This is a genomic window from Alcaligenes faecalis, from assembly GCF_005311025.1.
GTDB classification, from domain to species: domain Bacteria; phylum Pseudomonadota; class Gammaproteobacteria; order Burkholderiales; family Burkholderiaceae_B; genus Alcaligenes; species Alcaligenes phenolicus.
The window spans coordinates 3,416,693-3,428,722 of the sequence record NZ_CP031747.1; the positions used below are offsets into that span (position 1 = coordinate 3,416,693).

General features: G+C 55.8%; 12 protein-coding genes and 1 tRNA gene. 6 read left to right on the forward strand and 7 right to left on the reverse strand.

The window, feature by feature from the left end; all coding sequences use genetic code 11:
- Positions 1–4: 4 nt before the first annotated feature.
- Positions 5–1,123, reverse strand: coding sequence for an NAD(P) transhydrogenase subunit alpha (locus D0C27_RS15705; protein WP_137431291.1), 1,119 nt, complete (start codon positions 1,121–1,123; stop codon positions 5–7).
- Between the two features lie 656 nt (positions 1,124–1,779).
- Between D0C27_RS15705 and D0C27_RS15710 the strand changes: the two genes are divergently transcribed.
- The 3 genes from D0C27_RS15710 to D0C27_RS15720 are packed head-to-tail and all read left to right on the forward strand — an operon-like array spanning position 1,780 to position 5,523.
- Positions 1,780–2,829: an ABC transporter ATP-binding protein gene (locus D0C27_RS15710; protein WP_060185694.1), complete on the forward strand. Its 1,050-nt coding sequence runs from the start codon at positions 1,780–1,782 to the stop codon at positions 2,827–2,829.
- A 5-nt stretch (positions 2,830–2,834) separates the two neighbouring features.
- On the forward strand, positions 2,835–4,502 hold the full coding sequence (locus D0C27_RS15715) for an ABC transporter permease (protein WP_080748018.1): 1,668 nt from the start codon (positions 2,835–2,837) through the stop codon (positions 4,500–4,502).
- A gap of 16 nt (positions 4,503–4,518) precedes the next feature.
- Positions 4,519–5,523, forward strand: coding sequence for an extracellular solute-binding protein (locus tag D0C27_RS15720; protein WP_137431292.1), 1,005 nt, complete (start codon positions 4,519–4,521; stop codon positions 5,521–5,523).
- A 242-nt stretch (positions 5,524–5,765) separates the two neighbouring features.
- On the opposite strand, the gene D0C27_RS15725 is transcribed toward D0C27_RS15720, so the two are convergent.
- Positions 5,766–6,359, reverse strand: a complete 594-nt coding sequence (locus D0C27_RS15725; protein WP_137431293.1) for a phenylacetic acid degradation protein PaaY — start codon at positions 6,357–6,359, stop codon at positions 5,766–5,768.
- Positions 6,360–6,472: 113 nt separating this feature from the next.
- On the opposite strand from D0C27_RS15725, the gene D0C27_RS15730 reads away from it, so the two are divergent.
- The 3 genes from D0C27_RS15730 (at position 6,473) to D0C27_RS15740 (ending at position 9,216) form a co-directional block, all read left to right on the forward strand.
- Positions 6,473–6,730, forward strand: coding sequence for a hypothetical protein (locus D0C27_RS15730; protein ID WP_022983531.1), 258 nt, complete (start codon positions 6,473–6,475; stop codon positions 6,728–6,730).
- 220 nt (positions 6,731–6,950) lie between these two features.
- Positions 6,951–8,021: a nitrilase gene (locus tag D0C27_RS15735; RefSeq protein ID WP_060185692.1), complete on the forward strand. Its 1,071-nt coding sequence runs from the start codon at positions 6,951–6,953 to the stop codon at positions 8,019–8,021.
- Positions 8,022–8,232: 211 nt separating this feature from the next.
- Positions 8,233–9,216 carry a helix-turn-helix domain-containing protein gene (locus D0C27_RS15740; RefSeq protein WP_137431294.1) on the forward strand — a complete coding sequence of 328 codons (984 nt, stop codon included), beginning with the start codon at positions 8,233–8,235 and terminating at the stop codon, positions 9,214–9,216.
- A 24-nt stretch (positions 9,217–9,240) separates the two neighbouring features.
- Here D0C27_RS15740 and D0C27_RS15745 read toward each other — a convergent pair whose 3' ends face one another.
- The 5 genes from D0C27_RS15745 to D0C27_RS15760 all read right to left on the reverse strand — a co-directional run bounded on the left by D0C27_RS15745 (position 9,241) and on the right by D0C27_RS15760 (position 11,986).
- Complete coding sequence (locus tag D0C27_RS15745) at positions 9,241–9,600, reverse strand: DUF4870 family protein (protein WP_009457799.1); 360 nt, start codon at positions 9,598–9,600, stop codon at positions 9,241–9,243.
- An 89-nt stretch (positions 9,601–9,689) separates the two neighbouring features.
- Complete coding sequence (locus D0C27_RS15750; RefSeq protein WP_080655542.1) at positions 9,690–10,613, reverse strand: prohibitin family protein; 924 nt, start codon at positions 10,611–10,613, stop codon at positions 9,690–9,692.
- Positions 10,603–10,743 (reverse strand): hypothetical protein, encoded by a 141-nt coding sequence (locus D0C27_RS19315; protein ID WP_022983530.1) that lies wholly within the window; start codon positions 10,741–10,743, stop codon positions 10,603–10,605. Before D0C27_RS19315 ends, D0C27_RS15750 begins: the two co-directional genes overlap by 11 nt.
- 172 nt (positions 10,744–10,915) lie before the next feature.
- Positions 10,916–11,476 carry a hypothetical protein gene (locus D0C27_RS15755; RefSeq protein WP_230940584.1) on the reverse strand — a complete coding sequence of 187 codons (561 nt, stop codon included), beginning with the start codon at positions 11,474–11,476 and terminating at the stop codon, positions 10,916–10,918.
- A gap of 417 nt (positions 11,477–11,893) precedes the next feature.
- Positions 11,894–11,986, reverse strand: a tRNA-Ser gene (locus tag D0C27_RS15760).
- Between the last annotated feature and the right edge of the window lie 44 nt (positions 11,987–12,030).

The window sequence follows — 12,030 nt, forward strand, 5'->3', positions numbered from 1 at the left end:
GGCGTCAGGCTCCCTGCTGTGGAAAGAGTCGTTTGCCACCCTGTACAACACGGCTGGCATTCACAATGTCGTCGTCCGCAGGGATATGCAGCTCGTCAGACTGATCCTTGAGCATCAAGCCCAGGAACTGTTGAATATTGCGTGCATACAAGGCAGACGCATCCGCAGCCACACGGGCCGGGAAGTTGGTCTCGCCCACCAGGGTCACGCCATATTTCTCCACAATCTGGTCGGCTTCGGTCAAGGCGCAGTTGCCGCCACGGGCCGCAGCCAGATCAACAATGACCGAACCTGCCCGCATGGACTGCACCACTTCCTCGGCAATCAGACGCGGGGCGGGCCGCCCCGGAATCAAGGCCGTAGTAATGATGACGTCGGCCTGGGCGCAACGCGCCGCCACCACCGCCGCCTGCCGTTGCAACCAGGAAGCGGGCATGGGACGGGCATAACCGCCTACCCCTTGTGCCGCTTCGCGCTCTTCGTCGGTCTCGTAGGGCACATCAATAAACTTGCCGCCCAGGGACTCGATCTGCTCACGCGCGGCAGGACGCACATCAGAGGCTTCTACCACCGCCCCCAGACGACGTGCCGTGGCAATCGCCTGCAAACCGGCCACACCCGCGCCCAGCACCACGACACGGGCCGCTTTGACGGTACCCGCCGCGGTCATCATCATGGGAAAGAATCGGGGATATAAGGTGGCTGCTTTCAGCACAGCGGCATAACCCGCGATATTGGCCTGCGAGGACAGAACGTCCATGCTTTGCGCCCGCGTGGTACGCGGGATCAGCTCCAGGGCGAACGCCTGGCAGCCCGAAGAAGCCAGCTTGTCCAGACCCTGACTCTCGTAAGGGTCCAGCATACCGACGACCACATGCTCGGCACGCAAACGCGCCGAATCCACATCAGCCGGGCCCACTACCAGCAGCACGGTGGCTTGATAGGGATCTCCTATCGTTGCCCCTGCTGCCTCGTAATCGGCATCCGAGCTGGCAATCCCCTGTCCGGCACCCGCCTCGATAATCACATCATGGCCCGCCTTGCGGTAAGCCTTGATGGTATCGGGCGTGGCCGCTACCCTCTTTTCCCCGGTCCCCCGGGGGCTTAGTACACCCAGTCGCATCTTCAATCTCCAGTTAATTAACTAACTTCTACGATCTCTGACGACGTGCAGTACCCGGATGGGTGAGTCTGTCACCACGTGGACACGACCCAACAACCTCTCCGGCCCGGTGTGTGTTTGCCCTCAACACCGGAACACCATCTATAAATTCGGATGTGCAAAAAACAGGCCTGGTGAAGACCGGCCTGAACAGGATAGAAACCTACCCTTTAGTGTCCCTCTCCCACTCCTGCCCCTTGCAGGAAACTGTCATTCTTTTTGAACTCACTATAAGGGCCTTTATTTGACACAAGAAACCCCGACCCGCACTAGACCGCTTTAGACGAAAAAGCAAGACACATTACTACCACCTGATTATCGCAATATGATGCCTGTCCGACGGGATTTTTTTTGCTTGCCCACTGGGTAACACTGAGTAGATCAGCCTTTGCTACGGACTTAGACGCCTGATAATTAAAACTACAAGCATTGGCCTGCTGCTAAGATAGCAACTTCCTATAAAACTTGTCACTAACTTGTAATTAATGTTCGTGTTCACGCCCCGGTGATGTTTGCGTCGCTACTGGCCGCTGAACCACTTCTTTTTAAAGCCTAGGCAACCGCCCCCTTGATGCGCGGTTTACCTGCACTACTCAGTCCCAGGCTGATCTATCCCCATGGCAGACATCCACATCGATCACGTAGTGAAACGCTACGGCAACAATACCATCATCAATGAACTGAGCCTGCAAATCCGGCATGGCGAGTTCTTCACTTTATTAGGGCCCAGCGGCTGCGGCAAAACAACCTTGCTGCGCATGATTGCCGGTTTCATCATCCCCGATGAAGGCCGCCTGTTTCTGGACAAGGAAGACATTACCTACCTGCCCGCGCACAAGCGCGAGACCGGCATGGTGTTCCAGGACTATGCATTGTTCCCCGATAAAACCGTGTTTGACAATGTGGCTTACGGCTTGCGGGTACGCAAAGTCAGCAGCAGCGAGATCAAGAAAAAAGTCGCCTACATTCTGGAGCGTGTGGAACTGGGTGGCATGGGCGAGCGTTACCCGGCTGAGCTGTCCGGAGGCCAACGCCAGCGTGTAGCCCTGGCCCGCGCCCTGGTAATCGAACCCCGTGTTCTGCTGATGGATGAACCTTTGTCCAACCTGGATGCCAAGCTGCGTATTCAAATGCGCCAGGTCATCCGCGAATTGCAGCAGGAATCCAATATCACGGCTATTTTCGTGACGCATGATCAGGAAGAAGCCCTGTCCATGTCGGACCGTATTGCCTTGCTGCGTCAGGGCCGTATCGACCAGCTCGATACCCCCGAAGCCATGTACTCCACACCACGCACTGCCTATGCTGCCGACTTTATTGGTGCGGCCAACCTGATCGACACCCTGGGCGTGCATGTGGAAGCTGATCACACCACCGTCAGCATTGCCGGTGGACACATCATGGTGAACAACCCGCCGCCTGCCGGCCAGGTACTGCTGGCAGTGCGCCCTGAAAACATCACTTTGCATACCGAAGCCCAGGCTAGCAGCATTCCGGCCCAGGTTGTGGCTCGCCAATATCTGGGAACCAAAACGGCCTACAGCCTGAAACTGAGCGATGGTAAGCAAATTATTGCCGACGTTGCCGCTGCCCAGGACCCGCATCTGTCTGCAGGTGCTTCGGTGAACCTGAGCTTTAGCCCTGAATGTCGACTGGTCGAGGCGTAAGACCCATGGCTATTGCTGCAAGACCCCTGGCCCTTCGTTCTCCCTGGTTCCTGCCCGCCCTGGTCTGTCTGGTGGTGCTGGTGTTCTGGGTTGTATGGCCACTCGCCTCCCTGTTCTATCAAAGCGTGATCGACCCGGCAACGGGCATGCCCAGCCTGCACGGCTTTGAAACCTTCTTTAGCGACCCTCGCTATGTTGAGGCCTTCTTCAACACCATCAAGCTGGGGCTGATCTCCACGATAGGGACGCTGCTGCTGGGTGCGCCGCTGGCCTATGTGGTGGCTCGCTACGACTTCCCCGGCAAGGCCATTGTGGCCATCCTGCCCCTGACCACCATTGTGCTGCCGGACATCATCGTCTCGCAGGCCTGGCTGATGCTGCTGGGCAATAACGGAGTGGTGCGTCTGGCCCTGGAAAGCATTGGTATTGACCTGCCCAGTTTCTACGGCTGGTTTGGCATGTCCTATGTGCTGATCCTGAACGATTACACCTATGTGTATATCGGCATGCTGGCTGCGCTCAAGGCCATTGACGGCACGCTGGAAGAAGCCGCCGTGAACCTGGGTGCCAGCAATTTCAAGCGCGCGCTCAGCGTCACCTTCCCGGTGCTGATGCCTGCCCTGCTGGTCAATGCCATGATTGTGTTCACGCTGGCCGTGGACAACTTCTCCATCCCCATGATTCTGGGCGGTCAGGTCGATGTGCTGTCCTCGCTGACCTACACCACCTTTCTGTCCGAGATGAGCGGTAACCCCACCATGCAAGGTGTGCTGGCCGTGGTGTCCGTGATTCTGGTCGGTGCGGTGCTATTCATTCAGAAACGAGTACTGGAGCGCAAGACCTTCCAGATGCAGCAAGGCCGCGCCCCACGTCCGGTTCGTGCTCAAGGGCTGGCCGGCATCTTGCTGACCGTTGGTGCGGTGCTGTTTGTGACCTTCTCGCTGATTCCGGCCTTTATCGTGCTGATTGGTGCCTTCACCAAAGCCAGCGGCCCGGTCATGCAATACGGCACCTTCACGCTGGACAATATGGAGCGTGCCCTGCGCTACGCTCCCGAGCCCATCTTGAACTCGTTGATGCTGGCCAGTGTCGCCACTATTGCAGGCACCTGCTTTGCCACGATCTGCAGTTACCTGATCGTGAAAAAGCGCCTGTTCGTGGTCACCGCGCTGGACTATATGGTGATGCTGCCTTTGGCCATTTCCGGCACCGTGCTGGGTATTGCCCTGATCCAGACCTACAACAGCGGCATGCTGGTACTGACTGGCACTTGGGTGATCATGGCCGGCGCGTACTTTGTGCGTAAAGTACCCTTCTCCATTCGCTCGGCCTCGGCCTCGCTCTACAACATTCCCGACTCTATCGAAGAGGCCTCCATCAATCTGGGTGTCAGCCCCTTCCAGAGTTTCTTCAAAGTGGTTCTGCCCTTGATGAAGCCTGCCATTCTGGGCGCGGCCATCCTGATGTGGGTCACTTCACTGGCTGAAATTTCCGCCACTATCGTGCTGTATTACGGTGGTATGGAGACCATGCCCATCCAGATGTTCCGTCAGATCGACGCCGGCTTCCTGGCCCGCGCTTCGGCCTATGGGGTTATCTTGATGGTCGTGATTCTGGTGCCGATTTATCTGGCTATCCGTTTTCTCAAGCTGGATCTGTTTTCCAGCCGCTAATCTAAAAAGGCTCACTATGCTGACTACACGTTTTCTGAAAACTGGTCTGGCACTCTCCCTCAGTGTCGGCGCCCTGTCCCTGTCCGGTGCCGCCATGGCCGCCAATGCCGTGATGTACACGCCCAACAATGTGCAAACCATTGATACGGCGCTGGAAATTGCTCGCAAGACCGCGTCTGACCTGTCCATTCAACAAGTGACCTCTGGCGCTGGTGCCTTGATGAAGCGTATCGAAGCCGAAGCACAGAACCCGCTGGGTGACGTGGTATGGGGCGCTGCCTACGGCACCATGGCGGCTTTCCAGCAGAACTTTGAAGCCTACGAATCGCCCGAGAACAAGGCCATTCCTGAAGCCTTTCATGGCAAGGACAGCCTGTGGACCAGCTCCAACGCCCACGTCATGGTCATCATGGCCAACGAGCGTCAACTGAAAGGCCAGGCCGCTCCCAAAACCTGGTCCGATCTGTTCGATCCTCAGTGGAAAGGCAAGGTCATTATTGGTGACCCAGCATCGTCGGGCAGTGCCTACGACCAGGTTTACGGCATCTACCAACTGTACGGTGCTGAAGGCCTGCAAAAGCTGGCAGCCAACGTGATCGTGTCCAAGAGCTCGGGCCAGGTCTACAAAAGCGTGGCTAACGGCGAGTACCCCTTGGGCGTGACCATGGAATACGCGGCCTACGCCTACGTGGCCGGTGGTCAGAAAGGCATTGAGCTGATCTACCCTGAAGACGGTACCTTCATTGCTCCTGAAGGCGTGGCCGTGATCAAGAACCCCAAGAACGGCCAGGAAGCGGCTCGCAAACTGGTCGACGTTCTGCTGTCCAAAGAAGTACAGGAAGCTGAACTGGTGGAGAACTTCCGCCGTCCTACTCGCAGCGACATCAATGTGGCCGAGCTGACCAAGTTGCCTAACCTGGATCAGATCAAAGTGGCCAACATCGATCCTTTGAAGGCTGCTGCCGAGTACGAAACGGTCATCGAAGCCTGGAAACAGGCTTTGGCTGCAGCTGGCAAATAAGCCGGAGAAATTCAGAGCGCAACAGCAATGCGTGGTGGGCCTGCCCCACCCGCCTGCTGGTTCGCACTGAATGGACAAACCCCTTGATGCTGGATTCTCATCCGGCTCTCAAGGGGTTTTTTATTGCCTGAAATACGTGAGTAAAAACGGCTGCTGGGTGACATATTCCAAGCACTTTCAGACCGGCTCCGAAACTGCATTGCGCTTGGCAAGCAACAAGCCTGGAGAAAGACAGAGCTGCCTTATTTATCCACTGGATAAATCTGATCTTCACGCAGGCGTGGGCGATCGGCTTCCACTTCGGTCAAAGGCTCCACACGATGCATGGTTGCCAGTGAACGCTGGGCCAGACGCTGGTACATACGTGTGCCGAAAAACTTGCCATCAATGGCTTTCTGATCCAGTTCTTTGACCACCGTCGCGGGAGAACCGGCCACCAGACTGCGGGGCGGCACTTGCATCCCTTTCTTCACAAAGGCCATGGCGCCAATAATGCTGTCTGCACCAATATCCGCCGCGTCCATGACGACCGCATTCATGCCCACCAGCACGTTGCGGCCAATGACGCAGCCGTGCAGCACGGCACCGTGCCCGACGTGGCCATCTTCATGCACCACCGTGTCCTGATAAGGCGTGCCATGAATAACACAAGTGTCCTGAATATTGGAACCGGCCTTCATGATGATGCGCCCGAAGTCCCCGCGCAAACTGGCCAAAGGACCGATATACACGCCCTCGCCAATAATGACGTCACCAATCAGTACAGCGGTAGGATGAACATAGGCCGTGGGGTGAACCACTGGCACCAGCCCATCAATAGAATAAACATTTTGCATACCTGCCTCGTACAAAAAGCCTGCACCCACAGCCGGCCCAAGGTCCGGCCAAAAATACGATCATAGCTGCTGCAGACCGATATAATGCGCCGTACTCTTTCTTTTTGCATCCTATGAGCATGTTGTATTACTGGCTGGCCTTTTCCCTGGGCATGGTGTTTTACGCCGCCTACTTGTCGCAGTCCTTTTTGCTGTCGCAAGGCATCATCTATATGAAGGAAAAAGATCAATCGCCGCCCCTGCTCTGGCTGTTCACCCGCCTGATCGGCTTTATCCTGCGTGCCATTCCCGGCCTGCTGATGCGCCCTATCCCCCTGATTTTGTGGGTCGTGGGCCTGGGGCTGACGGTGCAATACAGTTTCGCGCTTTAAGCCAGACGGGCCGCACTTTTCTCGTTCACTGCACGGACATCCGGGTCAGGATTGGGGGCTTCCTGCCCCCACGTCTGCGACTCCCAGTCAAGCCTTCTGCGCCTGTCAGTCAATTCAGCACTGCCCTCCCCTCCTAAACTGACACAAAACAGGATGGCCGGGCTCTGTAAGCAGCACGGCCTGGCGATCAAGATCGCGGATACCGCGACAAGGAGGATGTATGCAGACAAGGAAAATCGTCCGGGCAGCCGCCGTACAGGCCGCCTCTCCCAACTACGACCTGGCAGCAGGTGTTGATAAAACCATTGAACTGGCTCGACAAGCGCGTGATGAAGGCTGCGACCTGATCGTATTTGGTGAAACCTGGTTGCCAGGCTATCCCTTCCACGTCTGGCTAGGTGCGCCGGCCTGGTCACTGAAATACAGTGCTCGTTACTATGCCAACTCACTCTCGCTAGACAGTGCAGAGTTTCAGCGCATTGCCCAGGCTGCGCGAACCTTGGGCATTTTCATCGCATTGGGCTATAGCGAACGCAGCGGTGGCAGCCTGTATCTGGGCCAATGCCTGATCGACGACAAAGGCGAGATGCTATGGTCACGTCGCAAACTCAAACCCACGCATGTAGAGCGCACCGTATTTGGTGAGGGTTATGCCCGCGATCTGATTGTGTCCGACACAGAACTGGGACGCGTCGGCGCTCTATGCTGCTGGGAGCATTTGTCGCCCTTGAGCAAGTACGCGCTGTACTCCCAGCATGAAGCCATTCACATTGCTGCCTGGCCGTCGTTTTCGCTATACAGCGAACAGGCCCACGCCCTCAGTGCCAAGGTGAACATGGCCGCCTCGCAAATCTATTCGGTGGAAGGCCAGTGCTTTACCATCGCGGCCAGCAGTGTGGTTACTCAAGAGACGCTAGACATGCTGGAAGTGGGTGAGCACAACGCCTCTTTGCTGAAAGTGGGCGGTGGCAGCTCCATGATTTTTGCACCGGACGGACGTACTCTGGCTCCCTACCTGCCTCACGATGCCGAGGGCTTGATCATTGCCGATCTGGATATGGAGGAGATTGCCTTCGCCAAGGCGATCAATGACCCCGTGGGCCACTATTCGAAACCTGAAGCCACCCGTCTGGTGCTGGACTTGGGGCACCGAGAACCCATGACTCGGGTGCACTCCAAAAGCGTGACCAAGGCAGAGGCTTCCGAGCCAGGTGTGCAAAGTACGGCTACCTCAGTCGCTATCAGCCATCCACAGGACTCGGACACACTGCTCGTGCAAGAGCCGTCCTGATCCCAAGAGATGACAAGGCCCGGACAGCTTGCCCGGGCCGTGATTCCTTCTGCTCCCCGGTCCTGCATCCGCGTCGTCCTGGTCGGAAATTATCGCCCCCCGTCACTCTTTCTGGTCTGGCTCAAACCAAAGATCTTGCCTGATACTTAGTCAGTCCAGTTGATCGCAGTCCCTGCCGTCAGCCTTTAGACCCACGACGGAGAGATCATCAATGGAGCAATGGTCCACCACGGCAATTCCCGCTACCCGGCGCGCCCCCTATTGGATGGAGGCCGTCAACAAAGCTTATGTGCAGCTGGAATGCGCCGTCCCCTCCCGTTCCGCTACCCCTTTCTTCGGGGCCATTACGCGACATGAACTGGCAGAGGTCAGCCTATCTCGTATCTCCTCGACCACCCAGACCGTGCTGCGCACGCCACTGCAAATTTCCAGAGCGTCCGAGGATATTTTTCTGCTCAGTATTCAAGTGGCAGGAGCGGGACAACTAGTTCAGGATGAAAAGATCGCTAAGCTGAAACCCGGCGATCTGGCCCTGTACGACTCCACCCGCCCCTATCAACTCCTGTTTGACCAGGACTTTGAGCAGTATGTCCTGTCTTTGCCCGGCTCCATCCTGCGCAAGCGTTTGCGCAATGCCGAAGATATGACAGCCTGCAAAATAACCAGCGCCCAATCCGGCACGGCACGCCTGCTCGCCTATATGGTGAGCGAACTGATGGCCTGCCCGCCAACCGGCGGACCTATTGTGGATCTATCACTTGCCGACAGCCTGGTCGGTATTCTGGTGGCAGCGCTGGCCGAGAATCTGGGCAGCCCGTCCTTAAAGGACGATACGGGAACCGTGCGGCGCGACCGGATCAAAGCCTATGTATTGGAGAATCTGCGCGACCCCGAGCTGAATATAGGCAAGATTGCCAATCGCCTGGGCCTGACAGCCAGCACTGTGCATCGCGCCTGGGAAGGCGAGGCCGATTCACTGACAAACTGGATTTGGTCCATGCGCCTGCAAGGCGCTGAACAGGATTTGCGCCGTCTAGCCCATCACCACAAGACCATCACTGAAATTGCGTATCACTGGGGCTTCAGCAGCTCTGCCCATTTCAGCCGGGCATTTCGGCAGCGCTTTGGTGTGCCGCCTAAAGAGGCCCGCGAAAGTATGCGGGCCCAGGTCCAAACAAACACGATGCCTATCTGATCCGGCGATCCGGCGATCCGGCGATCAGGCAATCGCCTTGCCGTCATTCAGAGCCAGCAGACCCTTGATCAGACGGTACAGAATCCACACGCTGACAATCACGATGGTCACGAAACCGACCAGAATCGCCATCAACAAGAAAGACAGCGCCACACCAAGCAATCCCCACCAGAACGTACGGATTTGCCAATCAAAGTGCGATTCCAGATAGGTGCCGCGCACTTCATCGCGCTTGATGTAGTTGATGATGATGGCGACCAGGGCGGTGATGCCGCCAAACATGGACAAGATGTACAGCGCGTAATTGATCAGAGTCAGATTACGCAGACTGACCAACTGGTTTGTACCGTCGCCTTGTGGGACCGGGTTCCTTTCCTCATTCATCCGTAACTCCTTGGAAAAATAAACGGTAGCGTTACCTATCCCGTAACGCTACCGAAGAAAACCTGTTCAGGTCAGTGACTGCCTGGAGATTAACGCAGTCCAATAAATGGCATGGCGGAACCGGGAACCAGACTTTCTGGCAACTTACCGTCCCATTTTTCCACAGCATTCAAATTGACCAGATTGGTATTCTGAGCCAATGCCTGGGCCCTGGCTGAAATGGCCTTGGCTTCGGCGTCACCACGCAGGCGAATACCGTCAGCTTCAGCCATGTAGCGTTCGCGCTGAGCGCGGGCTTCTGCTTCAGCCTGAACCACTTTGATTTCAGCCTGAATGGAAGCAGTTTCTTTTTGCTGGCGGGTGGTTTCAATTTGAACCTGAGCCAACATGCGGTTTTCAATCGATTGCTCATAGGCTTTGGAGAACGACACTTCCTCAACCTGCACGCCCATCATTTGCAATGGAGCGGACTCCAGGGTCACGCGCATGGCTTCGTTGATGTCAGCACCCAGCTTCTCGCGATTCTGAATCGACTGAGCAGCAGTGTACTTACCGAACACGTTCTTGATCACATCCAAAGCCTTACGCTCGAGCAAGCGAGCTTCCAGGGCATCGAGTGAACCGTACTCGGAGTACAGCTGAGCCACATCAGTTTCAGGTACGCGATACGTTACCGAAGCCACCATGGAGGCGGACTGCTGGTCAAAACTGTACGCCTCAAGCTGCATGCGAACCGTGTGATCACGTACCGAAATGGTACGTACCGTGTCAAAGAACGGAACCTTGAAGTCCAGGCCAGGTTCGGCCACGCGAACCAGCTTACCGTTACGCAGCACCACGCCACGTTCACCCTGGTCTACCTGCAAGAACGAGCCCATGGAGGCCACGATCAGGATCAGGAAAATAACAACCGCCGCTCCCAGGAAACCCAGTCCCTTGGAGTAGTTGGCAGTGCCACCTTCTGGCTTTGTTTTAGCAGCCAATTTAGTAAATGGATTTTTATCAGTGCTCATCACGGCTTCCTTTATGTGGCTGACGCGTCTGGTCTTTTAATTGACGACGTTCCACCATCAGTTGCCGTATGCCTTTGGCAATCAGGTAGGCCAGCACAGCGGCCCCCAACAAAATCAAGATGATACGCATGACGCTTCAGTCTTCCCACTAGATTTCAGTCAGAGCGCAATTATCCCCGATTCCTTCTGTCACGCTCAGAAAAGAAGCGTCAAAATATGACAAATGGACAGTATTGCTGGTAACAAATCTTGAACAGGCGCCATTGCGACGCCCGTGAAAATGGAAAAAGCGGATTAGTTGCTTATTCGAGGGAAGCCAGGGCAGCGTCCAGTTCAGCCAGATGAGCCTGTACCGGCGGTACATCGCTACGGGTTGCAACCAGGCGCAGAATATGGTTTTTACTGATCTGGAAGGTACGCATCAACTGCTCCAGTTCAGCCGTGGAGTATTGGCGTGCGTTATCGCGCAAGGCCGCTTCCAGCGCATCCAGCTGCTCGTAAACCGAGTCCAGATCTTCGCGCTCCTGGATATAGAGACGGGTCAGCCAGATATGGCGTCCCACGCTATCCCATTGCTCCAGTCCGGCAAAGCCATACTTTTGCGTCAGACTGTTCAATTGACGGTAAATATCCGAACCGCGCTCGACCTGATCCACCTCCAGCATGGGTGGGAAACCGTCTGGCAGACCGCCATCCCAAACCGGCTCGCTACGCTCCACGGTTTGCAGCACCGGCAAGATTTCACCCAGGCTTTGCACATAACGAGTCACGACCTGGTCATCCAATGCCAGCTCAGTTGACGATGCCAAAAAAGGCAGGCCCATCAAGGCCATGCTACAGATACAGAGGACTCGTTTAATCATCGCTCGCCCTAAAAAACAAGACCACCCGTCTTGAACGACGTAAAACACATTGGTCGATTGTAAGCACGGGAATGACTGCTTTTCTTTGCCTGTGCCAAAAACGACACAGCCTTTTCAATCCTCAACAGTCTTGGACTGAAAAGCCTTGCGCTTTAACGATCCATGCTGTTTGAAACGCTGCTGCCAAGGACGCTCTACCGTTTCACTTCGCCTGGGTGGGCAAAATAAAAAAGTAACAATTATTTTTTGTTCTTGTGTTTGGAAAAGCGTGATGCCCGTCTTGTTGTCGCCATTGCTGCCTGAACCAGGACCGGGTTTGCACAAAGCCGAGCTTGAGCGTGGGTCCGAACAGTGGCGACACTATGCGTCAGACAATAAAAAAAGCCCTTGAAAACAAGGGCTTAATTTAATTCCAGCTGGCGGAGACGGAGGGATTCGAACCCTCGATACGGGTATAAGCCGTATGCTCCCTTAGCAGGGGAGTACCTTCAACCTCTCGGCCACGTCTCCAGCTCTAGGAAAGAAGTAACTATAGCATTTTTAAAAAACCAATG

Excerpts from the sequence above, each read along its gene's own strand:
- D0C27_RS15740 (WP_137431294.1), top strand. The coding sequence starts at position 8,233 with ATGGAGCAATGGTCCACCACGGCAATTCCCGCTACCCGGCGCGCCCCC.
- D0C27_RS15735 (WP_060185692.1), top strand. The coding sequence starts at position 6,951 with ATGCAGACAAGGAAAATCGTCCGGGCAGCCGCCGTACAGGCCGCCTCT.
- D0C27_RS15745 (WP_009457799.1), bottom strand. The coding sequence starts at position 9,600 with ATGAATGAGGAAAGGAACCCGGTCCCACAAGGCGACGGTACAAACCAG.
- D0C27_RS15715 (WP_080748018.1), top strand. The coding sequence starts at position 2,835 with ATGGCTATTGCTGCAAGACCCCTGGCCCTTCGTTCTCCCTGGTTCCTG.
- D0C27_RS19315 (WP_022983530.1), bottom strand. The coding sequence starts at position 10,743 with ATGCGTATCATCTTGATTTTGTTGGGGGCCGCTGTGCTGGCCTACCTG.
- D0C27_RS15730 (WP_022983531.1), top strand. The coding sequence starts at position 6,473 with ATGAGCATGTTGTATTACTGGCTGGCCTTTTCCCTGGGCATGGTGTTT.
- D0C27_RS15705 (WP_137431291.1), bottom strand. The coding sequence starts at position 1,123 with ATGCGACTGGGTGTACTAAGCCCCCGGGGGACCGGGGAAAAGAGGGTA.
- D0C27_RS15755 (WP_230940584.1), bottom strand. The coding sequence starts at position 11,476 with ATGATTAAACGAGTCCTCTGTATCTGTAGCATGGCCTTGATGGGCCTG.
- D0C27_RS15750 (WP_080655542.1), bottom strand. The coding sequence starts at position 10,613 with ATGAGCACTGATAAAAATCCATTTACTAAATTGGCTGCTAAAACAAAG.
- D0C27_RS15725 (WP_137431293.1), bottom strand. The coding sequence starts at position 6,359 with ATGCAAAATGTTTATTCTATTGATGGGCTGGTGCCAGTGGTTCACCCC.
- D0C27_RS15710 (WP_060185694.1), top strand. The coding sequence starts at position 1,780 with ATGGCAGACATCCACATCGATCACGTAGTGAAACGCTACGGCAACAAT.
- D0C27_RS15720 (WP_137431292.1), top strand. The coding sequence starts at position 4,519 with ATGCTGACTACACGTTTTCTGAAAACTGGTCTGGCACTCTCCCTCAGT.